Here is a 22,714-nt window from a genome sequence, read left to right as displayed (position 1 = left end):
CCTCACGGCGGTACGGGCGCCCGGGACGGCAGCGTGACCGTCACGGCCAGTCCCTGACCGGGGGCCGTCCGTACCGCCACCTTTCCGCCGTGCGCCCGCACCACGCCCTGCACGATCGCCATCCCCAGCCCGCTGCCCGCTCCGCCGCCCGCGCGGAAGAAGCGGTCGAAGACACGTGTCGCGTCCTCCTCGGCCAGCCCCGGACCCTCGTCCGCGACACACAGCCGCACCAGCCCGTCCGCCCGCTCCACCCCCAGCCGCACCGGCACATCGGCGGGCGTGTGCGTACGGACGTTGGCCACCAGGTTGCCCAGCACCTGGCGCAGGCCCGACTCGTCGGCGCACACCAGCACGGAGCCGTCCGCGGTCACGGTGACCGGACGGTCCGGCTGCTGGGCCCGCAGATCCTGCGCCGCGTCCCGCACCAGCCGGCTCACATCCACGTTCCGCAGGCGCAGCTCGGGCCGCTGGTCGAGGCGGGCCAGGGTGAGCAGTTCGTCGACCAGCCGCCCCATCCGGTCCACCTCGCCGTTCATCCGGTCCCAGGCCCGCTTGCGCTCTTCCGGCTCGCGCAGCATGCCCTTGTCGTACAGCTGGAGGTAGCCGCGTATCGCGGACAGCGGGGTGCGCAGCTCGTGCGAGGCGTCGGCGACGAAACGGCGCAGCTGGGCCGCGCTGCGCTCGCGCGTGTGATACGCCGACTCCACCTGGTGGAGCATGGAGTTGAGGGCGAGCCGCAGCTGCTCCACCTCCAGTGTGGTCTCCCGGCTGGAGGGCACCCGGCGGGCCAGGTCGCCCTCCGCGATCGCCGAGGACGTCTCCACCATGTCCTCCAGCGGCCGCATCCGGCGCCGCACATTGAACAGGGTCAGACAGGCCAGCAGCGCCAGCAGCAGCGTGCCCATGGCCAGGTCGAGCCTGAGCGCCTTGGCTATGCCCTTGTGCAGGGCGTCGGTCGAGTCGGCGACCAGGACGTAGTTGCCGTCGGCGAGCCGGACGCCGACCACCCGGTACGAGGCGTCGCGGACGGTGATCTCGCGCGGCTCGGGCAGGGCGGCGAGCGGGGCCGGGCCGCCGATCGCGTCGGCCAGCGCGCGCTGGCTCTCGGTGGGCGGGAACCCGGCGAGCGGCAGGACCCCGCCCCGGGCGTCGACGACCGCGAACAGCGAGTCCGGGCGGGGCGCGCTCATCGGCGGCCGCACAAACCGGTCCCGGACGATCGCCAGCGCGGCCAGCGAGTCGATCTGGCGCAGCGTCAGATCGGAATGGGCCAGCGACCGGCGGGACTTGTCCAGTTCGGCGTCGATCTGCTGGAGCAGATAGTGCCGCATGCCCATCAGGCTCACCGCGGTGGCCACGGCGATGCCGAGGGCCAGCAGCAGGACGTTGGCGAGGGTCAGCTTGCCGCGCAGGGAACGCATGCCACGGGCCCGGCGGCGCCTCGTGCCCAGCGGGCCGGGCCGGGTCCGCTGTGCCTCCCCGCTCCCCGAAAAGGCGCGGGAAAGGAGCCACTCGCGGCCGCGCCGCGCGAGGGCGGCCCGCCATGCTGCCGCCGCGGCCGGCCGCGGGCGCATCACGGCCCCTTCCGTGCGGCGCCCAGCCCGTATCCGACACCGCGCCGGGTGGTGATCACCGGCGGCCCCAGGGTGTCCAGCTTGCGGCGCAGATAGCTGATGTAGGTCTCGACGACCGTCGACTCGGCCGGGGCGTGCTCGTACTGCCAGACGTGCCGCAGGAGTTGCTCCTTGGGCACGATCCGGCCGCCGTTGCGCACCAGGAAACGCAGCAGCGCGTACTCGGTGGGGGTCAGCTCGACCGTGCGGCCCGCGCGGCGCACCGAGTACGTCGTCTCGTCCAGCTCCAGGTCGCCGTAGCGCAGCGGCGGGCGCTGCGGGATGACATCGGCGGGCCGGGTGCGGCGCAGCACCGCGCCGATCCGGGCGACCACCTCGTCGATGTTGAACGGCTTGGTGATGTAGTCGTCGCCGAAGCCGAGGGCGCCGACGATCTCCGCGGGCGAGTCCCGTGCGGTCAGGAAGACCAGCGCCAGATCGGGCCGCGCGGTGCGCAGTTCACGGCCCAGCGCGCGGCCGTCCCCGTCCGGCAGCATGACGTCGAGCAGGGCCGCGTCGGGCCGGGTGCGCCCGGCGGCGGCAAGCGCCTCGCGGACGGTGCCCGCGATCATCACCTCGAAACCGTGGTAGCGCAGGGCGATGGCGAGGACGTCCGCGATGCTCGGCTCGTCCTCCACGACCAGCACGGTGCCTGGAGCCGTCGTCATGGCCCCCAGTATCGGCGGGACCACTGACAGCCGGGCTCGTTCGCCCTTTGGAGTTCCTTGAGAGTCATGGGCGTGTCGTGTCCCCGCGCGGGTGCCCGCGCCAATCCTGTTGCCCAGGACCTGGGGGACCGACCGACCGAAACAGTGAAGGAGCCTTGAACGTGGCGGCATTGGCACGGTGGTGCTTTCGGCACCGGCTGGTGGTCCTGCTGTTGTGGGTGGGGGCGCTGTGCGGGCTGGGCTTTTCGGCCTCGACAGCGGGCACGGACTACGCGAATGTGTTCTCCCTCCCGGACACGGACTCCAAGCGCGCGTACGACCTGATGGAGAAGGCCTTCCCGGAGACGTCCGGTGACACCGACACGGTGGTGTGGAAGGCCGACACGGGCACGGTCCGGGACCAGGACGTACGGTCCCGGATCGAGCCCGCACTGGAGAAGATCGCCGGGATGGACGGCGTCGGAGCCGTCACCGGCCCCTACAGCGGGCAGCGGGGCGCCGCGCAGATCAGCCGCGACGGACGGATCGCGTACGCGCAGATCACCTTCACCGACGCCGCCCAGTCCGTGCCCAAGGAGCTGGTGCAGGACGTCGTCGACACCGCGCGGGGCGCGCAACGCGACGGACTTGAGGTCGAGTTGGGCGGGCAGGCGATCCAGCGGGTGCAGGAGCCGCCGACCGGTCTCGCCGAGCTGGTCGGGCTGGTCGCCGCGGCCGTGGTGCTCTTCCTGGCCTTCGGCTCGCTCTTCGGGATGCTGCTGCCCATCGGCGTCGCCGTCTTCGGCGTCGGCACCGGCCTGTTCTCCACCCAGCTGATCAGCCACGTCACCGACGTCCCCGACCTGGCCCCGCTCCTTGCGACCCTGATCGGGCTGGGCGTCGGCATCGACTACGCGCTGTTCATCGTCACCCGGCACCGGCGCGGCGTCCTGCGCGGCACCGACCCCGAGGAGTCCGCGGTCACCGCCCTCAACACCTCGGGCCGCGCGGTGCTGTTCGCGGGCGGCACGGTGTGCATCGCGCTCGCGGGCATGCTGGTGACCAACCTGCGCTTCCTGGACGGCGTGGTGATCGGCACGTCGCTGACGGTCGTGCTGAGCGTGCTCGCCGCGACGACACTGCTGCCGGCGTTCCTCGGCTTCCTCGGCCCGCGGGTGCTCAGCCGCCGCCAGCGCCGCCGCCTCGCCGAGCGCGGGCCCGAGCCGGAGCGGGCCGGCGGGCTCGCCGCCCGCTGGTCGGGCGGGGTGCAGCGGCGCCCCCGTAGGGTCGCCGCGCTCGCGGTGGTCGTCATGGCCGTCCTCGCCCTGCCCGTGCTGTCGCTGCGGCTCGGCGCCACCGACCAGGGCAACGACGAGGCGTCGACGACGACCAGGAAGGCGTACGACCTGCTCGCGCAGGGCTTCGGCCCGGGCTTCAACGGGCCCCTCCAGGTGGTCGCCTCAGCCGGTGACACCAAGGCCCTGGTCGAGGGCATCGAGGCGACCTCGGGGGTGGCCCGGGCGGTGGCACTGCCGCCCGCGCGGGGCGTCACCGTCATCCAGGTCGTGCCGACCACCTCACCGCAGTCGAAGGAGACGGACGACCTCATCGACACCCTGCGGGACCGGGTGATCCCGGAGGCGGGCGCGCAGGCCCATGTCGGCGGGGTCACCGCGGTGTCCAAGGACTTCGCGTCGGTCACCGGCGACCGGCTGCCGTACTTCATCGCGACCATCATCGGCCTGGGCTTCCTGCTGCTGCTGATCGCCTTCCGCTCCCTGGTGGTGCCGCTGACGGCCGCGGTGATGAACCTGATCGCGGCGGCGGCCTCCTTCGGCGTCCTGGTCGCGGTCTTCCAGTGGGGCTGGGGCCTGAACCTGCTGGGCCTCGGCAAGGAGGGCCCGATCAACGCATTCCTGCCGGTCATCATGCTGTCCCTGCTGTTCGGCCTGTCCATGGACTACCAGGTGTTCCTGGTCAGCCGGATGCACGAGGAATGGGTGCACACCAGGGACAACGCGCGCGCGGTGCGCGTCGGCCTGGCCGAGACCAGCCGGGTGATCAACTCGGCGGCGCTCATCATGGTGTGCGTGTTCCTGGCGTTCGTGCTCAGCGGCGACTCGGGGGCGGCGATGGCGGGTGTGGGGCTCGCCGCCGCGGTGGCCCTGGACGCGTTCATCCTGCGGACGGCCCTGGTTCCCGCGGTGATGCATCTGCTGGGCCGGTCGAACTGGTGGCTGCCGCAGTGGCTGGACAAGCGGCTGCCGCATCTGGCGGTGGAGCCGGCCGACGCCGGGCCGCCGGCCGCCGGGCCGTCCGCGGCCGACGGCCCGGCGTCGGTCGTGCACGGCTTCATCCGCTCCGTCGACGGCGACCCGGTGCAGGGCGCGACCGTGACGCTGATGTCCAAGGGCGGCCGCCAGCTCGACCGTGTCGACTCCCTGGCCGACGGCTCGTACATCGTGGCGGTCCCCGGTCCCGGCACCTACCTCCTCGCGGCGACCTCCGCCTCGTACGGCACCCGCGCACGGCATGTCGTCGTCGACGGCGGCCCGCTCGTGTACGACGTGGACCTGGCGGACGACGAGGTGGACGCGGTCAGCTGAGCACCGCCCCCGGCCCGGCCCCGCGCACGGAGCCCGAACCCTGAGGGTCCGGTCTTCACCCGGGGCCGGGCAGCGACCCGGCCGCGGGCGGCGCCCGTCCTCAGGTCCTTCGGGCTCAGGCCCGGCGGGCGAGTTCCGGCCGCTTCGTGTAGTCCGTGAACCCGAGGACGTTCCCCCATGGATCGGCGAACTCGACGGTCCAGCCGGTGGCCACGGCGAACGGCTCGTCGAGCGTCCCGATCCCGGCGTCGGCGAGCGCGCGCGCCGCCACGCGCGCGTTCGGCACCTCCAGCCAGATCCGTGGCGAGGGCCACGGCGGCGGCCGGTGACCGAACCCCTCCTCGGCCCGCAGCAGGATCCCGGGCGTCTCGCCGCCGACGTTCAGCAGCGCGATCCCGCCCTCGTCGAACCGGAACCCGACGGCGAACCCGGCCCGCTCGTAGAACCCGACGGCCTCGCCGAGATCCCCGACGGGCACCAGCACATTGTCAAAACCAAGCAGCTCGTACGACTCTTCGTCTGACATGTCGTCAGATTAGCGACCCCGGATCCGACACCCGCGGGGACCGGCCCGGGGGCCCGCGCCCTGATCACTCGATGAGGTGAGGCGGCCGGTGTTCCGCCTGGGCGGTCCGAACGAACAGGCGAGACTTCGGCGCATGGAGGCACCCACGAGCGAAGCGTCCGAGACGGAGACGGAGGCCGAGCGGATCACCCGCCGGCCGATCCCGCCCGCCGAGGGCTGGACCGCCGACGACCTCGACCGAATCCCCGACCTCCCGCGGTACACGGAATTGCTCGACGGCAGCCTCGTCTTCAGGAGCCCGCAGACCAGGTTCCACAGCCGTACCATCCGCCTCCTGGACAACGCGCTTCTGAGGCAGGCGCCGGATCACCTCGATGTCCTGCGGCAGATGACCGTCCGACTGGACCGGAAGAACCGACCGGAGCCTGACGTCCTGGTGTTCCCGATCGAGGCGAACACCGGCCATGATCAGACCTGGTACGACCGGGCGGACATCGTCCTCGCCGTCGAAGTCGTCTCCCCCGACTCCCGCGAACGCGACCGCGAGGTCAAGCCGCGTAAGTACGCGCAGGCCGAAGTCCGGCACTTCTGGCGGGTCGAGCAGGACGACGACAAGGGGCTCCCCGTCGTCCACGTCTACGAACTCGACTCCGCCACCGGCTCCTACGCCCTCAGCGGGATCTACCACGACCGCCTCAAGCTCACCGTGCCCTTCGACATCGAGATCGACCTGACGGCGATCGACCGGCGCCCCGGCGAGTCACATGGCGCTCAGTGAGCGGGCGTAGTTGATCTGGGCCATGACCGCCGCGAAGGCGTCAGGGCCGTACGCCGGGAGCATCGTCGAGTGGTGCCGGCCCGCGCTCGTCACGGTGACCTGGATGTACCCCGTCGTCTGCTTCTCCTTCATCAGCAGGAACAGCAGGCCGAGGAAGCAGAAGATGAAAAAGATCACCGCCAGCACGATGGCATGGGTCGGCATCTTCTCCTCGGTGCGTGACATGTCGGTGGCGTTCCACACCGCGCCCCGCAACGGAAGCGTTCCGGACGGGGTGATGATCTGGTCGCCCATCACGGTGATGTCCCCGAGGGTCAGGGCCGGGGCCCCTCCCGTGGCGGGGGGCTGCCCCGTCTGCGGGGGGAATCCGTACCCGGGCGTGATGCCGGGGGAGCCGTGACCCTGGGGCCCGCCGGGATAGCCGTACCCCTGCGCCGGACCGGGATAGCCGTACCCCGGCGCACCCGGCGCACCCGGCGCACCCGGCGCACCCGGCGCACCCGGCGGCGGTTGCGCCGGGTCCCACTGGTAGTCCCCGTCACCTTGCCGGCCGGACTCGCTCATGTTCTCGTCCCCCTCTTCGCCCGTCCCTGACGGACGTTCATCCTGCCAGTTACGGACGCCGATGCCGAATCCCCTGTGGGGTGCGGGCAAGCCGAAGGCCCCGTCCCGGTGCGGAACCGGATTACGGGGCCCTTGGCCTACGGCGCACACCAGGCCGGCGCAGACCGGGTCAGAAGCGGCGCGTGATCAGCGCTCGCTTCACCTCCTGGATCGCCTTCGTCACCTCGATACCGCGCGGGCAGGCGTCCGTGCAGTTGAAGGTGGTGCGGCAACGCCAGACGCCGTCACGGTCGTTGAGGATCTCCAGCCGCTGCTCGCCGGCCTCGTCACGCGAGTCGAAGATGAAGCGGTGCGCGTTGACGATCGCCGCCGGGCCGAAGTACTGGCCGTCGTTCCAGAACACCGGGCAGGAGGACGTGCACGCGGCGCACAGGATGCACTTCGTGGTGTCGTCGAAGCGGGCGCGGTCCTCGGCCGACTGCAGCCGCTCGCGCGTCGGCTCGTTCGTGTCCTTCGTCACGAGGAAGGGCATGACGTCCCGGTACGCCTGGAAGAACGGCTCCATGTCCACGACCAGGTCCTTGAGGACCGTGAGGCCCTTGATGGGCTCGACCGTGATCGGCTTCTCGGGGTTGATGTCCTTGATCAGCGTCTTGCAGGCGAGACGGTTCCTGCCGTTGATCCGCATCGCGTCCGAGCCGCAGATGCCGTGGGCGCAGGAGCGGCGGAAGGTGAGCGTGCCGTCCACGTCCCACTTGATCTTGTGGAGACCGTCGAGGACCCGCTCCTTCGGGTCGATCTCCAGCTGGAAGTCCTCCCATGTGGGCTCCGCCGAGACCTCCGGGTTGAAGCGGCGGATGCGGAAGGTGACCGTGATGTAGGGAGAGGACGCGGCCTCCGCCTCCACCTTGTCCAGAACAGGGGTTGCCATCAGTACTTACGCTCCATCGGCTGGTAGCGGGTCTGGACGACCGGCTTGTAGTCGAGACGGACGGACTCGGTGCCGTCGTCGCCCACCTCGCGGTACGCCATGGTGTGGCGCATGAAGTTGACGTCGTCGCGGTTCGGGTAGTCCTCGCGGTAGTGACCGCCGCGGGACTCCTTGCGGGCCAGCGCGGACACCGCCATGACCTCGGCGAGGTCCAGCAGATTGCCCAGCTCGACGGCCTCCAGCAGGTCCGTGTTGAACCGCTTGCCCTTGTCCTGGATCGCCACGTTCTTGTAGCGCTCGCGCAGCTCCGCGATCTTCTCGACCGCCGTCTTGATGGTCTGCTCGGTGCGGAACACCATGACGTTGGCGTCCATGGTCTCCTGCAGCTCGCGGCGCAGGGTCGCCACCCGCTCGGTGCCCGTGGACGTGCGCAGCCGCTCGATCTGCTCGATGACGACGGACTCCGGGTTCTCCGGCAGCTCGACGAACTCCGCCCGCCGGCTGTACTCCGCCGCCGCGATGCCCGCCCGGCGGCCGAACACGTTGATGTCCAGCAGGGAGTTGGTGCCCAGGCGGTTGGCGCCGTGCACCGACACACAGGCCACCTCGCCGGCCGCGTACAGACCCGGCACGACGGTGGTGTTGTCCGCCAGGACCTCGCCCTCGACGTTCGTCGGGATGCCGCCCATCGCGTAGTGCGCGGTCGGCTGGATCGGGATCGGGTCGGTGTACGGCTCGATGCCCAGGTAGGTGCGGGCGAACTCGGTGATGTCGGGCAGCTTGGCGTCCAGCTGCTCCGGCGGCAGGTGCGTCAGGTCCAGGTAGACGTGGTCGCCCTCGGGACCGCAGCCGCGGCCCTCGCGGATCTCCGTGTAGATGGAGCGGGAGACGACGTCACGGGAGGCCAGGTCCTTCATCACCGGCGCGTACTTCTCCATGAAGCGCTCGCCGTCCTTGTTGCGCAGGATGCCGCCCTCACCGCGGGCGCCCTCGGTGAGCAGGATGCCCATGCGCCAGATGCCGGTCGGGTGGAACTGGAAGAACTCCATGTCCTCCAGCGGCAGACCGCGCCGGTAGACCGCCGCCTGGCCGTCACCGGTCAGGGTGTGCGCGTTCGACGTCACCTTGAAGAACTTGCCGCAGCCGCCGGACGCGTAGATCACGGCCTTCGCCTGGAAGATGTGGATCTCGCCGGTCGCCAGCTCGTAGGCGACCACGCCGGCCGACCTCTTGATGCCGTCGACCTCGGTGATCAGCTGGTCCAGGACATAGAACTCGTTGAAGAACTCCACGCCCTCCTTGACGCAGTTCTGGTACAGCGTCTGGAGGATCATGTGGCCGGTGCGGTCGGCCGCGTAGCAGGACCGGCGGACCGGGGCCTCGCCGTGGTTGCGGGAGTGACCGCCGAAGCGGCGCTGGTCGATGGTGCCGTTCGGGGTGCGGTTGAACGGCAGGCCCATCTTCTCCAGGTCGAGGACGGAGTCGATGGCCTCCTTCGCCAGGATCTCCGCGGCGTCCTGGTCGACGAGGTAGTCACCGCCCTTGACCGTGTCGAAGGTGTGCCACTCCCAGTTGTCCTCCTCCACGTTGGCGAGCGCGGCGGCCATGCCGCCCTGCGCGGCGCCCGTGTGGGAGCGGGTGGGGTAGAGCTTGGTCAGGACCGCGGTGCGGCTGAGCTTCGTCGCCTCGATGGCCGCGCGCATACCAGCGCCGCCGGCGCCGACGATGACGGTGTCGTACTTGTGGATCTTCATCAGTGGATTACCTCGGTCCCGGGCCTAGCGGATGTTCGGGTCGAAGGTGAAGATCACCAGCGTGCCCAGCAGGATGGTGAACACCGTGGCGGTGTAGAGCAGGCCCTTGAGCCACAGCCGGGTGTTCGCGCGCTCCGCGTAGTCGTTGATGATCGTGCGCAGGCCGTTCGCGCCGTGCAGCATCGCGAGCCACAGCATGGCGAGGTCCCAGACCTGCCAGAACGGGTTGGCCCAGCGGCCGGCCACGAAGGCGAAACCGATCTTGGAGACGCCGCCGTCCAGGAACAGCTGGATCAGCAGGTGGCCTAGGACCAGGACGACCAGCACGATGCCGGACAGGCGCATGAACAGCCAGGCGGCCATCTCGAAGTTGCCCCGGGTGCTGCTCGGGGTCTTCTTGGTGCGCCGGCGCGGCGCCTCGATGAGCGGCGCGGGGTTGTCGACGCCGTACAGGGCCTCGCCCTCGACGGGCCCGATCCCGGAAGCGGTGGTTTCAGTGGTGGACATCGGCGTCAGCTCCCGAACAGGACACGAGCGGCGTGGCCGAGGACCGGGTAGATCGAGCCGGCCATCAGGACGACCCAGACGCCGACGACGGTCCACAGCATCTGCTTCTGGTAGCGCGGGCCCTTCGACCAGAAGTCGACGGCGATGACGCGCAGGCCGTTGAGCGCGTGGAAGAGGATGGCGGCGACGAGGCCGTACTCCAGCAGCGCGACGATCGGCGTCTTGTACGTGGCTACGACCTTGTCGTAGTCCTCGGGGGAGACACGCACGAGAGCGGTGTCCAGCACGTGAACGAACAGGAAGAAGAAGATGAGGACGCCGGTGACTCGATGAGCCACCCAGGACCACATTCCTTCCCGGCCGCGGTACAGCGTTCCAGCCGGCACGGAAGAACCCTCCGGGAGCGGGGACTGAGGGCCGCGCCGGCTTCGGTGTCGGTCGGGCCCGGCCGGGTACGGTCCACCGGCCCCCAGCATCGTAGCGGGGTGCCTGCGGCGCCCAGCGGGGGGTCTTGACTGTGTGATCAAACTGGCACCGGACGGATGAGCTGGGCCGGGCGGCCAGGGGGTGGCGGGGTACTGGCGGTGCCGGGTGCGGGTCGGCCGTGGCTAGTGCTGCGACCGGAAAGGTTCACCGGCTCGCGACGCCCGGCACGGCACTCCCCCAGCCTTCGGCCGGGAGGTGCCCCCACGCCGCGTTGTCGCATCACCCGAGTACATCCAGTACGTGGGAGATGCTCCGCCTTGCGATGCACCGCACCGGACGCCGCGAGCTTTCCGGCAAACCTTTCCGGCCACAGCACTAGCTAGGCGCCTCCCGCGTCCCTTCGGGGCGCAGCCAGATTATCGCGGGCTGTTCGGCGGCCAGGGGGGCGGGGGCTGGGCTGTGGCGCCGGGTGCGGGTTCGGTGTGGCTGGGCGCGCAGTTCCTCGTGCCCCTTCCGGGCTCGTTGTTGCTCAGGTGGGTGGTCAGGCGCGCTCTTGCCAGGCGGCGGAGTTCGTCCGCTGTTACCGCGCGTTCCTCGTCGGGGTCGTTGGTGAGGCGGGAGCGGATGCCTTCGAGGGTGCGGTCCAGGGCCTCTTCGGGTGGGGTGCCGCCGAGGTGGATGACGAACACGTGGCCGAAGCGGGCCTCGTAGGCGGCGTGCGCGGCGCTGAGGGCCGTATGGGCCGCGGAGTACGTGTCCTTCGGCAGGGGCGGCAGGGTCTCGCCGGCCAGGGCCTCGGCCAGCTCGGTCGGGGTCAGGTCGTACGCCGCCTCGTCCGCCGCGGCCAGCAGCGCGTCCAGGTCGGGGTAGGGGCGGTGGGCGGCGACGCGCTGGGCCCAGCGCGGGCTGTGCAGACAGGCGAGGAGTGCCTCGCGGGCCTCGTCGGCGGTCGCGGCGTTGAATCCCGCCAGTCGGCCGGGGACGGGCGGGACGTGGGTCTGCTCGGGGAGCGCCGGTATGGTCACTCGGTCCAAGGACCCGGACGGGTACGGGAGACGGTGCGCAGGCAGCGTGGGTCCTCGCGTCACATATGGGGCGGCAGCGGATGCTGTGAGAGATGCGCCGTCACGTTATCGAGCATGGTCACGACGTGTCCGACGGACGCCCGAATTTCACCCGAACGGCAGAGTTTCAGAACCCTTCGTGGACGCACGGCTTCGGCGTTGGCCTTAGCTTGGCGGTGTGAGTCAGCACAGGCGCCGCACGTCGGCACAACAGATCAGGCGGCGGCGCGCGACGGTCGGCGGCGCGTTCGTCTGCACGGTCGCCCTCGGTGTCGGACTGGGCGTGTGGGCCGCCGCGGACGGCGGCGGAGCGCGGCCGACCGCGACCGCGCGGCAGTCCACGGGCCACACCGCGGCGGGCCCGGCCCCCGGTTCGACGCGCCCGAGCACGGCGAGCCCGTCGCCCAGCCGTACCTACCCGCTGTCCCAGACGCCCCGCACCATCCCCGCCGTGCGCTCGCACACCCCCGAGCGCGGCCCCGGCTGGCGCCCGGCCGGCGGCGGGCGGGTCGTGGTGGGCGCCCCGGCCCTGGCCGACGAGGGCCGGCTGACAGCCGGTGAGCTGGGCCTCGCCTACGCGGGCGAGCAGCGCGACCGGCGCGCCGGTGACCTGCGGCTGGAGCTGAGCGGCGACAAGGCAGCGAACCCCGAGTCGTACACCATGACCGTGCGCGGCGGCGCCGTGACCATCAGCGGGCCCGCCGACACCGGCGTCTTCTACGGCACCCGCACCCTCAAGCAGGAGGTGCACGGCGGCGGCACCGCCCCGGAGGGCGTCGTGCGCGACGAGCCCGCCAAGCCGCGGCGCGGCTTCATGCTGGACATAGCGCGCAAGCCGTACAGCGAGTCCTGGATAGAGGACCGGATCCGCGAGCTGGCGGACCTGAAGTTCAACGAGCTGGGCCTGCACTTCTCCGACGACCAGGGGTTCCGTATCGAGTCCAGGACCCATCCCGAGATCGTCTCCAAGGACCATCTCACTCAGGCACAGGTCAAGCGGATCGTCGACCTCGCGGCCGGCCGGCACATCGCCGTCGTTCCCGAGATCGACTCGCCCGGACACCTCGGCGCGGTCATCGCCGCCCACCCCGATCTCCAGCTGCGCAACGCGCAGGGCGTCGCCACGCGCGGTGCCGTCGACATCTCCAAGCCCGCGGCGGCACGCGTCGTCGACGACCTGCTGGGCGAGTTCACCGGTGTGTTCCCGGGCTCGTACTGGCACCTGGGCGGCGACGAGTACCGCGCGCTCGCGGTCTCCGATCCGGCCGCCTCCTACCCGCAGCTGGCCGCCGCCGCCCACAAGGCGTACGGCTCCGGCGGCACCGTCGCCGACCTGGCGACCGGCTGGCTCAACGCCCGCGCCGACACCGTCCGCGCCCAGGCCCGCACGATGCGGGCCTGGAACGACGGCTTCTACCGGGGGACCTCCGTACAGCCCGCCAAGGACCTGGAGGTCGCCTACTGGACGGGCAAGGAGATCGGCGCCCGGCCACCGGCCGCGTACCTGGGCGAGGGACGCAAGGTCATCAACTACAACGACGAGTTCCTGTACTACGTCCTCGGTCAGCCGCAGACCTTCGTCTACCCCACCGGGCAGCGGATCTACGAACAGTGGGACCCGCGGGTGCTGCGCGGCACCACGGCCGTGCCCGCCCGCTACGACGGGCAGATCCTCGGCGGCTCCTTCGCCGTCTGGGGCGACGTGCCGAACGCCCAGACCCAGGATCAGGTGGCGGCCGGGATCCGGATGCCGCTGCGGGCCACCGTGCAGAAGCTGTGGGATCCGGGCCCCGCGGCCCTGCCCTGGGCCGACTTCGAGAAGCTGGCCGACCGGCTGGGCTGACCCGCGCCCCGGGCGTCCGTTTGCGGATACGGCTGCGAACTCCCGTACGTCTGTGGTGTATTCACCCAAAGGTGTATTCGCCCGGAGCCGAACAGTCAGGGGGGACGGACATGGGCTACTGGGGGTATTTCGTCGTGGGCCGGGCCGCGCGACCGCTCGCCGAACTGGACGCGCTGGCCGGTGCCGAGGGCCTGACCCGGCGGGCGGCCGGACCCGAGGGGTGGCAGGTGTGGGAGTACCCGGGACCCGAGGGCGAGATCGGGAGCATGAACGCCCTCGCCGAGCAGACCGGCGCGCCCGCGCTGTTCGGCTATGTGATGGACGGCGCCTGCGCGGTCGTCGAGGCGGCGGCGCCGGACAGCGGCGGCTGGACCACATGTCTGGCCCGCACCGCGATGGCCGCCCGGCTCGGCGCCGACCGGCAGGGCCTGACCCTGGAGGACTACTTCCTCGACCCCCGCGACGCCGCCGAACGCGCGGTCGCCTGGGCCGCCGAGGCCGGGCGCACGGTCACCGCGGACGCGGTGTTCGACGTGCTGATGGCCGACCCCGGCGACATGGCCGAAGAACTGCTCTTCCGTCTGCTCGACCTGCTGGGCGCGCCGGCCCTGTGAGACTCCGGCGTCCTTCCGCGCAGTAAAGGGAGGTACGGGCTCCGTATCGGTCAGCGTCCTGGAACTGCTCGCCGAGCACGGGGACGGGGACGGGGCGGGCGGGCCGGTGCTGTGACGGTCGTGGGGGGGGGAGGAGGAGGGGCGGTCCTGCGCAGGTCCGGATCCGGCCCGGATCCGAGTGACGAAAGACACGCCGCTCTCGCTCTTGAGTATGTGACAGCGCATCAGGTGACAGCACAGCAGCAGACCAGGCCGCAGGCCGCGACCAAGCCCGTGCGATGGGCGGCGGACGTCGTGGCGACGATGCGCGAGGGCGCGCGGGTACGGCTCGACTACTCGGCGCAGAGCCTGTGGCGGGTGGACCGGATGATCGACGACATACGCCGCGAGGGTGCGCCGTACGCCGCCGTGCAGGACGTACTGCGCGGCTTCGGTGCCTACACCGGCGAGGTGATCGTCCGGCAGACCGGCGCGGAGTGGTGGGCGAGCGGCGGCGACCTCTGGATCCGTACGCCCGACGGCCGGCTGTGGGATCCCGTCGACGAGGCGCGGCGCTGCTTCACCGGGCACGGCTCGCTGCGGCTGCTGTGCCGGGACGCGACGGTGTCGGGGCCCTGACCTGCGCCCCGGACGCGGCCCGCGCGGCCCGCGCGGACGCCCGGCGGGGCGCCCGCGGCGGCCGGGCGCGGCCGTGCCCTGTGACACATCTGTGCACCGCGGCGCTGATCATCATGGGATGCGGCTCGCCGTGTCACACGATGCCGATGCGCTGCGCGGACGAGCAGCGGCACGAGCACGAGCACGGGCACGGCTCGTACGGACGAGGACGGTTCTTGGGCCAGGGAGGGGAACGCCGCCGCCTTCAGGCGTACGACGGCGAGCTGGGCGCGGCCGTCGCGCGGGCCAAGGACGGCGACGAGACCGCCTTCGCCGCGGCCTACCGGATGGTGCAGCCGGGCCTGCTCGGCTATCTCCGCGGCCTCGTCGGCGACGACGCGGAGGACGTGGCCTCCGACGCCTGGCTGGAGATCGCCCGGGACCTGGGCCGGTTCAAGGGCGACGGCGCCGGGTTCCGCGGCTGGACCGCGACCATCGCCCGGCACCGGGCCCTCGACCATCTGCGCAGACAGCGGGTGCGGCCCCGGGCCACGGGACTGGAACAGGACGTACTGGAACTGCCAGGGCCGCACAGCACGCACGAGCAGGCGCTGGAGTTCCTCTCCACCGAACGCGCCCTCGCCCTGGTCCGGGGGCTGCCGCGCGACCAGGCCGAGGCGGTGCTGCTGCGGGTCGTCGTCGGTCTCGACGGCCCCGCCGCCGCGCGCGTCCTCGGCAAGCGCCCCGGCGCGGTGCGCACGGCCGCGTACCGCGGGCTGAAACGTCTCGCCCGGCAACTGGGCGGCCGGTCGCCGGCGGACGGCGGTGCGCACGACGGTGTGACGGAAGAGGGCCCCGGCACGCTGGGGGATGCGACATGAACGGCGGCCGGGCGCGGCACGTACGGAGTCGGCGGGGCCGGCGCACCGAGCAGAGCCCGGCGGCCCCGCGGCGTGCCGGAGCGGAATGCTCCGGCGTACCGGGAGTACCGGGAGTACCGGGAGTACCGGGAGTACCGGGAGTACCGGGAGTACCGGGAGTACCGGGAGTACCGGGAGTACCGGGAGGATCGAGCGGATCGGGTGGACCGGGCGTACCGGGCCAGGACGGGGAACGGACATGGGTGAACGGCACAGCGACGACGGGCCGCCCGGCCGTCGGCGCGCGCGCCCCGTCGGCGCCGTGCCCGGCCCGCGGTCGGCCGATCAGGACCCGGCGCTTGAGGAGCGGTTCGGCACGGCGCTCCGGCCGGGCGGCGCCGGCCTCGGCCCGGAGGCCGAGCGGCGGGCCGTGGCCGCGTTCCGCGTCGCGCGGGACACCGGGGCGCACCGGGCGCGGACCCGGTGCCGGGACGACTGGCGGCCGGGCGCGTCGCGGCGCGCCCGGTTCTCGGTGAAGGCAACGCTGTCCGTGTTCCTCGCGAGCGTCACGCTGGGCGGCCTCGCCGTCGCGGCGATCGCCTCGGCCGGGTCCCCGGCGTACGACGGCGAGCCCGGCCGCCGCACCCCGCACCCGACGACGGAGCCCCATGAACGCCCGGCTTCCCGACCGGCCCCGCCCGCCCCCCGGCCCGCCACGAGCCCCGGCGCCACGAGGCCCGCACCCGTGAGCCCCGCTCCCACAGGCCCGGCGGCCTCCGGGTCCGCGGCGGCCCGCACCCGCCCGGACCGCCCGGCCACGGCCACGGACACCCTCGCCCACTGCCGTGCGTACGAGCAGGTCGAGGGCCGGGGCAAGGCGCTGGACGCGACGGCCTGGCAGCGGCTCGTCGCGGCCGCGGGCGGAGCGGACAAGGTGGCCGCGTACTGCGCCGCGCAGCCACCCCCGCCGACCGAAAAGCCCGCCCCGCCCAAATAACCCCGCCCCCCTGGAATCCACCGGCTGCATCCGGCGGGAACAGGACACCCCTCCGCTCCAGGCACCCGCGACGGATCAGCCATCGACCCGTACCGGCACCTCGTGGTACGGCACCGAGTCCAGCAGATGGGCGATCATGTTCAGCCGCGCCCGGCGCTTGTCGTCGCTCTCGACGACGTACCACGGCGCCTCGCAGATGTCGGTGTGCACCAGCATCTCGTCCTTCGCCCGCAAGTACGCCTCCCAGCGGGTGATCGACTCCAGCGGCCTTCACCGGCCGGACGGGCGCTGTGGTGCCGCGGTCCTGCGTCGGTCGGGCATCAGCGCCACCGCGGAGATGAGTCCGCCGACGGCGATGATGAGGGCGCCGCTGATGACGGAGCCGGTGTCGGTGGGTACATGACGTTTCTCGCGGGTGGCGATATCCGCGCAGTCGCCGGTGCGACCCTGCCCGCCGATCTCGTAGCAGGTGTCCCTGGGACGCACCACTCCGCCGCCGAAGACCAGGACCTCCTTCTCGCCACCGATGTTCATCACGATGATCGCCCCGCCGAGGAGCAGGCCGATGAGGGAGCTGGCGACGGCCGACTTCCAAGCGCGCCGCCCATGCCCCGTGTCCGCCGAAGGCGGGGGCGGTGTGGGTCGCGGCGGCTGGTAGGTGCCGAGCCAGACGCGGACGTCGCGTCTGCCGCAGAGCAGCGTCACCGTCAGCGAGGCAGCGAGCATCGCGCCGTAGCCGGCCATCCGCTTCCACCACTCGGCTGCGGGTGTGTCGGTGTCGAACGCCCCATTGCACAAGGCGAGTGCGCACAGGCCGGAGAAGGTCCCGGTCAGTGCTCGGATCCCCTCGGCCGATCGAGGTGAGCGGAACAGCAGCAGGGCACGGCCGTTGCGGGCGATGGCCCATCCCGCGGCGATCAGAAGGACCAGGATGAATCCGCCGAGGACGGCACCGAGCATCCGGTTCTCCCCGGGGCGCGCGTCGGCCGCCCACAGGATCAGCGCGAGCATGCCGAAACCGCTGGCTCCCGCGAGGACGATCCCGTAGATCATCCCGGCCATGCCGGCCGCGGTGGCGGCGCGGGGCCGTGGCAGAAGGTTCGGGGTCGGTGATGTCGTCATGGGGTGTGAGTGTGCCCGACAGCCAAAGATTTCTAAAGATACTTTCTAGAAAAAATCTATTGAACTGTGTGGTGGTTCCGTGCCTAGACTGGTGGCCATGGTGAAGCAGCAACGGGGTCAGGCCACGGTCGACCAGCTTCTGGCGGCCGCCTTGCAGGTGTACGCCGATGAGGGGCAGCAAGGCTTCACCGTGACGGCCGTCGTGAAGGCCAGCGGTGTCAGCCTGGGCAGTCTGTACCACCACTTCGGCAGCTTCGACGGTCTGGCTGTCGCTTTGTACATCCGCTGCATGGAGCGCCTCTTCGCGTCTCTCGCCGACGCTTTGGAACGGTCGCGCACCGCCCGAAGCGGCCTGCGCCGTCTCGTCGACGCGTACTTCCGCTTCACTCGGGAGCATCGGGACGCCGCCCTGTTCCTGCACGGTTCCGTCTATGCGGGCTACATCGGCAAGCACGCGCAACGGATCCAGACGGCGAAGGAGACCCAGACGGCGCCGATGGTCCGATGGCTGGGCGAACGCATGAGGCGAGGCGAGATCGCGCCGCTTTCGCCCGCGGTGGTCGAGATCATCGTGATGGGCCCCATCACGGAGGCCGCCCGCCGCTGGCTGTCGAGCACCTACACCCTGGATCTCGCCGAAATCCAACGGGACCTGCCCGACGTCATCTGGCGTAGCCTCGCCCCCGACACCTCGGCCGGAAATACGTCCGTCGTCAGCCAGTCCAGCGGCTCAGCGTGAACGCCAACGGCCAGGCCGTCTTCGTGGGTGAGCGAAGTGCCTGGAGATCTTTGCCGGGCTGCTCTGGCTGTCCGGGTTCGACAACAACTGCCTTGACGGATAAGGGAATCGGGGGAGAGCGATGCACGGGAACGACGGGCCGCGCCGAGCGGGGCGGCGGAGCAGGGCAGCGGCGCTCTGTGTGACGGCGGTGGCGGGTGCGACGCTGCTGACCGGATGCAGTGAGGACTCGCCTCCGCCGTCGGTCGAGTTCGGCTCGGCCAGGCCCGCGGGGGACAGGCTCGGTATCCAGGCACCGCCGAACGCCTCGGTGCGGCTGAGTCAGTGGCCCGACGGCTGCAAACTGCTGACGAACGGAGAGATCCAGGCCTTTCTGCCGCAGGCGAAATCCTTCGAGCGCGAGCCGGTCAAGGTGAGCATCCTCAACTTCGACCCCCTCGCCGAATCCGACCCCGGAACCACCGGTGATGTCCCGCGCGGCGGCTGCGAGTTCAGCTTCAACCTGCCTGACGGCGGCAGCAGCGACTACGCCAACAGCCACATCACGGTCACGGTGACCGCGCTTGCCGATCCAGCACTGATCGCCAAGAGGTACGACGAGGACAAGCAGGACAAGACCAAGGAGAAGGACTTCACCGATCTCGCCGCCACCTGGGGCCCGGAGGGCTGCTACCGCGTCGGCGGCGTCACCGGGGACGAGGTGTACTGCCGCCAGGGCCCCTACCTCTTCGAACTCGACGGTTCCAGTTCGGCTGAGGGCCTGGTGAAGGACCCGGGCGTGGGCGCGAAGCCCGCCGAGAATCTGGCGGCCGCCGAGAAGCGCAGGACGATCTGGACCGAGAAGGCGTTGTCCCAGGCGGCACGAACGGTCGCCGCGCGCATGTCCTGACCGGGGCTCCGCCCGCTCCCGTACCCAGCTCATCTCCCCTGTGCTTGTGCGGTACGGGAGGCGGGCGGTGCCGCGCGGCGCTGTGCGGGTGGCGGGTGCGCGCCGCGGTCGCAGGGCGGGCTTCAGATCGTGGGTCAGGCGTCCGGGCCGCTGGTCGCGTGTTGGTCGCGCCGGTCCTGGACTCCGCGCAACACCCCAGGTCGGAGCGCTGAAACCGCGGGGACGGCCGGGGCCGCCACCCCCCACAGGAGAGGCCCCGGCCGTCGCGCGGTACGGGCCGCGCGGCGGCCCGTACTTCCTTCAGCGCCACAGGCGCGTTTTCTGTCACACCCGTCCGCGTCACGAGGTGGTTGCATCGTGTACGGACGTGGACGGGAGCGGTTTCAGGCCGTAACGTGCCTTTCGCGCCGAGGCGCGGGGGACGCACGACCATGGCAACCACCTGTGACCTCGAACACCGCAACCATCAAATTGAGGAACCACGACGGCGAGGACCACGTCCGCGAGAGCGGCGCCGGCTCAGGCGCAAAGTAGGGACACCACGGGTGCTGGGGGACGACGCGGAGTTGACCGCCGCGGTGCGTGCGGCACAGGACGGGGACGAGACCGCGTTCCGGACCGTCTACCGCGCGGTGCATCCGCGGCTGCTGGGGTACGTACGGACACTGGTCGGCGATCCGGACGCCGAGGACGTCGCGTCCGAGGCGTGGCTGCAGATTGCCCGCGACCTGGAACGCTTCAGCGGTGACGCGGACCGCTTCCGCGGCTGGGCCGCCCGTATCGCCCGCAACCGCGCCCTCGACCACATACGTATGCGCGGCCGCCGCCCCGTGATAGGCGGCGACGAGACCGAGCTGACCGCCCGGGCCGCCGAGTCGGACACCGCGGGCGAGGCCATCGAGGCGCTGGCCACCGACAGCACCCTCTCGCTGATCGCGCGGCTCCCGCAGGACCAGGCCGAGGCGGTCGTCCTGCGTGTGGTCGTCGGTCTCGACGCCAAGACCGCCGCCGAGACGCTGGGCAAACGCGCGGGCGCCGTCCGCACCGCCGCGCACCGCGGTCTGAAACGGCTCGCCGAACTGCTCGCCGAGGATCCGGAATCGGCCGGCCGGCCCGAGGCCCTGCCGGCCCAGCGAGAACCGCACGGCCGTGCGGTGACGTCCGCCACTGTGACGGATACGCGTTCGCGGACGCAGAAGGACATGTGATGGCCGACGAGCAGGACAAGTGGCTGAACCGGGAAACAGCGGAACGTCTGCTGCGCGGTGAGCCACTCGAAGCCGTCGACGCGTCCGCCCGCGGACAGGCCGAACGACTCGCCAGGGCACTGGGCGCGCTCGCCGTGGAGGGCACCCCGGCCGGGGTCGAACTCCCCGGTGAGGAGGGTGCGCTCGCGGCCTTCCGGAAGGCCCGCGAGGCTGCCGCCGAGCAGGCCGGCACAGCGCACGGCGACGGTTCGCAGGCGCGACGCACCGGCGCGGCGGCCCGGCCGTCCGACGCGGGTCTCATCCGCATCGGCGCCCGCCCGGCCCCCGCTCGTGGCCGTCCCCGCCGGGCCCGCCCCGTGCGTCTGGCGCTCGCCGCCGCACTGGCCGTGGGCACCGTCGGCGGAGTCGCGGTGGCCGCCGGAACCGGAGTCCTGCCGGTGCCCTTCGGCGACGGCGATCCCGGGCCCGCCGCCTCCGTCACCGCCGCCGGTACGCCCGGGCAGCCGCTCGCCTCACCGTCCGCCAAGACCACACAGAGCGGTACGCCGGGCCCGTCGGCGCCGAGCGCCCCCGCGTACGGCGCCCCCACCGCAGGCTCCGCGCTCGAGAGCCCCGGCGCCGCCCCGGGCCGGGGCGGCGCCACCGGGTCCGTCGGCTCCTCCGGGCGGGCCCCCGGGCCGTGGAAGGGCGCGCCCGCGGCCTGCCGTGACCTCCGTGACGGCAAGGAACTCGGTCCCGGCCGCGAGCGCCGCCTGGAGCAGACGGCGGGCGGTCCCGCGCGTGTGTGGACGTACTGCAAAGGCATCCTGCAGAGCAGCGTGAACACCGAGGGCACCCAGGGCGAGGAGCACGGGAAGTCCGACGACGGCAAGGGCGAGCAGTCCGGCCAGGACGACCAGGACGACCAGGACGACCAGGACGACCAGGGCGATCAGGACGGTGACGGGGTCGGTCGAGCCGGCCACGGCGACCGGGACGACCACGGCGGTGACAACGGCGGCCACGGCCGTAACTCTCACGAGGGCCGCGGCAACGACCACCGCGGGGACGGCGGGACCACGTCCGTCCCCTCCGCTTTCGCCCCGCAGCCCTCCGACAGCCCCGCGCAGTCCCCGGACCCCGCGCCGAGCCCGACGTACACCGCGCTCTGACGCCAAGGCTTTGACCTGCCTTTTCATGGCGCAGGAACGGTCGCGCGCGGCGGGTGTGACGTTTTCGGCGGCGGTGACGCAGTACAGAGTGAGCCGACTGGTCATCGGCCGTCGCACCGAGCCGGGGTTCCCCCCGTACCCAGGGCTCGTGCACCTTGGCGCGGGCGGGATCCGTTCCCCCGGTCCCGCCCGCGCCCCGTCCCCGGTGAGCGGAACGCCCCGGCGAGCGGCGCCTCACCAGGAGACGACGACCTTGTCGCCCGTCCGCACCTGCGCGAACAGCGCCGCGATCGCCGCCTCGTCGCGCACGTTGACACAGCCGTGCGAACCGCCCGCATAGCCCCGCGCCGCGAAGTCGTAGGAGTAGTGCACCGCTTGACCGCCGCTGAAGAAGAGGGCGTACGGCATCGGGGAGTCGTAGAGCGTGGACACATGGTGCCGTGACTTCCAGTAGATGCGGAACACACCCTCACGGGTCGGGGTGTACTGCGAGCCGAACCGCACCGCCATCGTCGACACCGTGCGTCCGTCGATCATCCAGCGCAGCGTCCGGCTGGTCTTGTCGATGCACAGCACCCGGCCCGTCAGACAGCGCGGGTCGGGCGCGGCGGCCGGCTGACCGCCCATCAGATACAGGTCCCATGTGCCCGGCCGGTGCGTCATGCCGAGCAGCCGCTGCCAGGTGACCGTGTCCGTCCGCCCGGTCCGCGGCAGCCCGCGCTTGCCCTGGAAGCCCCTGACCGCCTCCTCCGTCAGGTCGTCGTACGCCCCCGTCGGCCCGTCGGACAGCCAGGCGACCTGGCGCAGCCGGGCCTGCAGTTCGCGCACCCCCGGGCCGGTGTCGCCGCGGGACCACAGGACGCGGGGCGGCGCGGGCGCGGGCCGGGCCGTCGTCGGACCGCCACCGGGAGCCGGCCGGTCCGGCGGCCGGGTGCTCGGCAGCCGGATGCGCACCGGCGAGCGGTTCTTCCCGTCCTGGTCCGCGGGCTGCACGGTGCACCCGCAGAGCACGGTGAGCGCGGTGAGCGCGGCGGCCGAGGCGAGCGCGGCGGGCCGCCCGGCGATCCGTTCGATCCCCCTGAACCTCATGCCGGGATGTTTCCCCGGGTGACCGCCGTCGAACTAGGAGGCATGGTGGGGAGTAGTCGACGTACTGCGGAGGCACCCCATGGCGCGTGAGTCGGAGTCCGGACTGCCCGTGGAGCCGGTCTACGGGCCCGCCGCGCTGGCGGGCTGGGATCCGGCCGAGCGGCTGGGCGAGCCCGGTGCGTATCCCTT

General features: G+C 71.9%; 23 protein-coding genes and 1 pseudogene. 12 read left to right on the top strand and 12 right to left on the bottom strand.

The annotated features are described in order from the left end of the window. Positions 1-2: 2 nt before the first annotated feature. Positions 3-1,421, bottom strand: a complete 1,419-nt coding sequence (locus ABT245_RS42600) for a sensor histidine kinase (protein ID WP_351745565.1) — start codon at positions 1,419-1,421, stop codon at positions 3-5. 152 nt (positions 1,422-1,573) lie between these two features. Continuing rightward, entirely contained in the window at positions 1,574-2,281 is a 708-nt protein-coding gene (locus tag ABT245_RS42595) for a response regulator transcription factor (RefSeq protein ID WP_351745537.1), read from the bottom strand. A 170-nt stretch (positions 2,282-2,451) separates the two neighbouring features. Between ABT245_RS42595 and ABT245_RS42590 the strand changes: the two genes are divergently transcribed. After that, the gene (locus tag ABT245_RS42590) at positions 2,452-4,866 is read left to right on the top strand and encodes an MMPL family transporter (protein ID WP_351745562.1); all 2,415 of its coding nucleotides are present in this window, start codon (positions 2,452-2,454) and stop codon (positions 4,864-4,866) included. Between the two features lie 115 nt (positions 4,867-4,981). Here ABT245_RS42590 and ABT245_RS42585 read toward each other — a convergent pair whose 3' ends face one another. Then, positions 4,982-5,392 (bottom strand): VOC family protein, encoded by a 411-nt coding sequence (locus ABT245_RS42585; protein WP_351745534.1) that lies wholly within the window; start codon positions 5,390-5,392, stop codon positions 4,982-4,984. 133 nt (positions 5,393-5,525) lie between these two features. On the opposite strand from ABT245_RS42585, the gene ABT245_RS42580 reads away from it, so the two are divergent. Continuing rightward, the gene (locus ABT245_RS42580) at positions 5,526-6,170 is read left to right on the top strand and encodes a Uma2 family endonuclease (protein WP_351745531.1); all 645 of its coding nucleotides are present in this window, start codon (positions 5,526-5,528) and stop codon (positions 6,168-6,170) included. Here ABT245_RS42580 and ABT245_RS42575 read toward each other — a convergent pair. From ABT245_RS42575 to ABT245_RS42550, 6 genes are all read right to left on the bottom strand, one after another. Continuing rightward, a complete protein-coding gene (locus tag ABT245_RS42575; RefSeq protein WP_351745528.1) occupies positions 6,153-6,734 on the bottom strand; it encodes a hypothetical protein in 582 nt (193 codons plus the stop codon). The genes ABT245_RS42580 and ABT245_RS42575 overlap by 18 nt on opposite strands. Positions 6,735-6,903: 169 nt before the next feature. Continuing rightward, positions 6,904-7,665, bottom strand: coding sequence for a succinate dehydrogenase iron-sulfur subunit (locus ABT245_RS42570; protein WP_351745525.1), 762 nt, complete (start codon positions 7,663-7,665; stop codon positions 6,904-6,906). Further along, a complete protein-coding gene (gene sdhA, locus ABT245_RS42565) occupies positions 7,665-9,419 on the bottom strand; it encodes a succinate dehydrogenase flavoprotein subunit (protein ID WP_351745522.1) in 1,755 nt (584 codons plus the stop codon). The genes ABT245_RS42570 and sdhA overlap by 1 nt, the downstream gene beginning before the upstream one ends. Positions 9,420-9,443: 24 nt before the next feature. Beyond that, on the bottom strand, positions 9,444-9,926 hold the full coding sequence (locus ABT245_RS42560; protein WP_351745520.1) for a succinate dehydrogenase hydrophobic membrane anchor subunit: 483 nt from the start codon (positions 9,924-9,926) through the stop codon (positions 9,444-9,446). Positions 9,927-9,931: 5 nt separating this feature from the next. Further along, positions 9,932-10,312: a succinate dehydrogenase, cytochrome b556 subunit gene (gene sdhC / locus ABT245_RS42555; RefSeq protein ID WP_351745517.1), complete on the bottom strand. Its 381-nt coding sequence runs from the start codon at positions 10,310-10,312 to the stop codon at positions 9,932-9,934. Positions 10,313-10,768: 456 nt separating this feature from the next. Continuing rightward, on the bottom strand, positions 10,769-11,323 hold the full coding sequence (locus tag ABT245_RS42550) for a 2-oxo-4-hydroxy-4-carboxy-5-ureidoimidazoline decarboxylase (protein ID WP_502982310.1): 555 nt from the start codon (positions 11,321-11,323) through the stop codon (positions 10,769-10,771). A gap of 271 nt (positions 11,324-11,594) precedes the next feature. On the opposite strand from ABT245_RS42550, the gene ABT245_RS42545 reads away from it, so the two are divergent. From ABT245_RS42545 to ABT245_RS42520, 6 genes are all read left to right on the top strand, one after another. Then, positions 11,595-13,259, top strand: a complete 1,665-nt coding sequence (locus tag ABT245_RS42545; RefSeq protein WP_502982309.1) for a beta-N-acetylhexosaminidase — start codon at positions 11,595-11,597, stop codon at positions 13,257-13,259. Between the two features lie 110 nt (positions 13,260-13,369). Beyond that, complete coding sequence (locus ABT245_RS42540) at positions 13,370-13,873, top strand: hypothetical protein (RefSeq protein WP_351745511.1); 504 nt, start codon at positions 13,370-13,372, stop codon at positions 13,871-13,873. A gap of 228 nt (positions 13,874-14,101) precedes the next feature. Further along, complete coding sequence (locus ABT245_RS42535) at positions 14,102-14,491, top strand: hypothetical protein (RefSeq protein ID WP_351745508.1); 390 nt, start codon at positions 14,102-14,104, stop codon at positions 14,489-14,491. A 215-nt stretch (positions 14,492-14,706) separates the two neighbouring features. Continuing rightward, positions 14,707-15,351 (top strand): RNA polymerase sigma factor, encoded by a 645-nt coding sequence (locus ABT245_RS42530; RefSeq protein WP_351745557.1) that lies wholly within the window; start codon positions 14,707-14,709, stop codon positions 15,349-15,351. Between the two features lie 72 nt (positions 15,352-15,423). Beyond that, positions 15,424-15,597, top strand: coding sequence for a hypothetical protein (locus tag ABT245_RS42525; RefSeq protein ID WP_351745505.1), 174 nt, complete (start codon positions 15,424-15,426; stop codon positions 15,595-15,597). Continuing rightward, entirely contained in the window at positions 15,590-16,327 is a 738-nt protein-coding gene (locus ABT245_RS42520) for a hypothetical protein (RefSeq protein ID WP_351745503.1), read from the top strand. Before ABT245_RS42525 ends, ABT245_RS42520 begins: the two co-directional genes overlap by 8 nt. Positions 16,328-16,420: 93 nt before the next feature. Here ABT245_RS42520 and ABT245_RS42515 read toward each other — a convergent pair. Next, positions 16,421-16,591: pseudogene (locus tag ABT245_RS42515) on the bottom strand (polyphosphate kinase 2); the annotation flags it as partial. A 6-nt stretch (positions 16,592-16,597) separates the two neighbouring features. Continuing rightward, positions 16,598-17,449 carry a hypothetical protein gene (locus ABT245_RS42510; protein WP_351745500.1) on the bottom strand — a complete coding sequence of 284 codons (852 nt, stop codon included), beginning with the start codon at positions 17,447-17,449 and terminating at the stop codon, positions 16,598-16,600. A gap of 97 nt (positions 17,450-17,546) precedes the next feature. On the opposite strand from ABT245_RS42510, the gene ABT245_RS42505 reads away from it, so the two are divergent. The 4 genes from ABT245_RS42505 (at position 17,547) to ABT245_RS42490 (ending at position 21,436) form a co-directional block, all read left to right on the top strand. After that, positions 17,547-18,188, top strand: a complete 642-nt coding sequence (locus ABT245_RS42505; protein WP_351745497.1) for a TetR/AcrR family transcriptional regulator — start codon at positions 17,547-17,549, stop codon at positions 18,186-18,188. 121 nt (positions 18,189-18,309) lie between these two features. Next, positions 18,310-19,077: a hypothetical protein gene (locus ABT245_RS42500; RefSeq protein ID WP_351745494.1), complete on the top strand. Its 768-nt coding sequence runs from the start codon at positions 18,310-18,312 to the stop codon at positions 19,075-19,077. 545 nt (positions 19,078-19,622) lie between these two features. Beyond that, on the top strand, positions 19,623-20,285 hold the full coding sequence (locus tag ABT245_RS42495; protein WP_351745491.1) for an RNA polymerase sigma factor: 663 nt from the start codon (positions 19,623-19,625) through the stop codon (positions 20,283-20,285). Then, positions 20,285-21,436 carry a hypothetical protein gene (locus ABT245_RS42490; protein ID WP_351745489.1) on the top strand — a complete coding sequence of 384 codons (1,152 nt, stop codon included), beginning with the start codon at positions 20,285-20,287 and terminating at the stop codon, positions 21,434-21,436. The genes ABT245_RS42495 and ABT245_RS42490 overlap by 1 nt, the downstream gene beginning before the upstream one ends. Positions 21,437-21,670: 234 nt before the next feature. Here ABT245_RS42490 and ABT245_RS42485 read toward each other — a convergent pair whose 3' ends face one another. Then, entirely contained in the window at positions 21,671-22,525 is an 855-nt protein-coding gene (locus ABT245_RS42485; RefSeq protein ID WP_351745486.1) for a L,D-transpeptidase family protein, read from the bottom strand. Positions 22,526-22,714: the final 189 nt, after the last annotated feature.

It is taken from the genome of Streptomyces sp. NPDC001508 (assembly GCF_040298665.1).
Classification (GTDB): domain Bacteria; phylum Actinomycetota; class Actinomycetes; order Streptomycetales; family Streptomycetaceae; genus Streptomyces.
Note: the sequence above shows the minus strand (reverse complement) of the source record. Positions and strands in the feature narration are given on the sequence as shown.

Bases quoted from the DNA above. Each gene is read 5' to 3' on its own strand.
- ABT245_RS42600 (WP_351745565.1), bottom strand. From the start codon at position 1,421: ATGCGTTCCCTGCGCGGCAAGCTGACCCTCGCCAACGTCCTGCTGCTG.
- ABT245_RS42595 (WP_351745537.1), bottom strand. From the start codon at position 2,281: ATGACGACGGCTCCAGGCACCGTGCTGGTCGTGGAGGACGAGCCGAGC.
- ABT245_RS42585 (WP_351745534.1), bottom strand. From the start codon at position 5,392: ATGTCAGACGAAGAGTCGTACGAGCTGCTTGGTTTTGACAATGTGCTG.
- ABT245_RS42580 (WP_351745531.1), top strand. From the start codon at position 5,526: ATGGAGGCACCCACGAGCGAAGCGTCCGAGACGGAGACGGAGGCCGAG.
- ABT245_RS42575 (WP_351745528.1), bottom strand. From the start codon at position 6,734: ATGAGCGAGTCCGGCCGGCAAGGTGACGGGGACTACCAGTGGGACCCG.
- ABT245_RS42570 (WP_351745525.1), bottom strand. From the start codon at position 7,665: ATGGCAACCCCTGTTCTGGACAAGGTGGAGGCGGAGGCCGCGTCCTCT.
- sdhA (WP_351745522.1), bottom strand. From the start codon at position 9,419: ATGAAGATCCACAAGTACGACACCGTCATCGTCGGCGCCGGCGGCGCT.
- ABT245_RS42560 (WP_351745520.1), bottom strand. From the start codon at position 9,926: ATGTCCACCACTGAAACCACCGCTTCCGGGATCGGGCCCGTCGAGGGC.
- ABT245_RS42540 (WP_351745511.1), top strand. From the start codon at position 13,370: ATGGGCTACTGGGGGTATTTCGTCGTGGGCCGGGCCGCGCGACCGCTC.
- ABT245_RS42520 (WP_351745503.1), top strand. From the start codon at position 15,590: ATGGGTGAACGGCACAGCGACGACGGGCCGCCCGGCCGTCGGCGCGCG.
- ABT245_RS42510 (WP_351745500.1), bottom strand. From the start codon at position 17,449: ATGACGACATCACCGACCCCGAACCTTCTGCCACGGCCCCGCGCCGCC.
- ABT245_RS42505 (WP_351745497.1), top strand. From the start codon at position 17,547: ATGGTGAAGCAGCAACGGGGTCAGGCCACGGTCGACCAGCTTCTGGCG.
- ABT245_RS42500 (WP_351745494.1), top strand. From the start codon at position 18,310: ATGCACGGGAACGACGGGCCGCGCCGAGCGGGGCGGCGGAGCAGGGCA.
- ABT245_RS42490 (WP_351745489.1), top strand. From the start codon at position 20,285: ATGGCCGACGAGCAGGACAAGTGGCTGAACCGGGAAACAGCGGAACGT.
- ABT245_RS42485 (WP_351745486.1), bottom strand. From the start codon at position 22,525: ATGAGGTTCAGGGGGATCGAACGGATCGCCGGGCGGCCCGCCGCGCTC.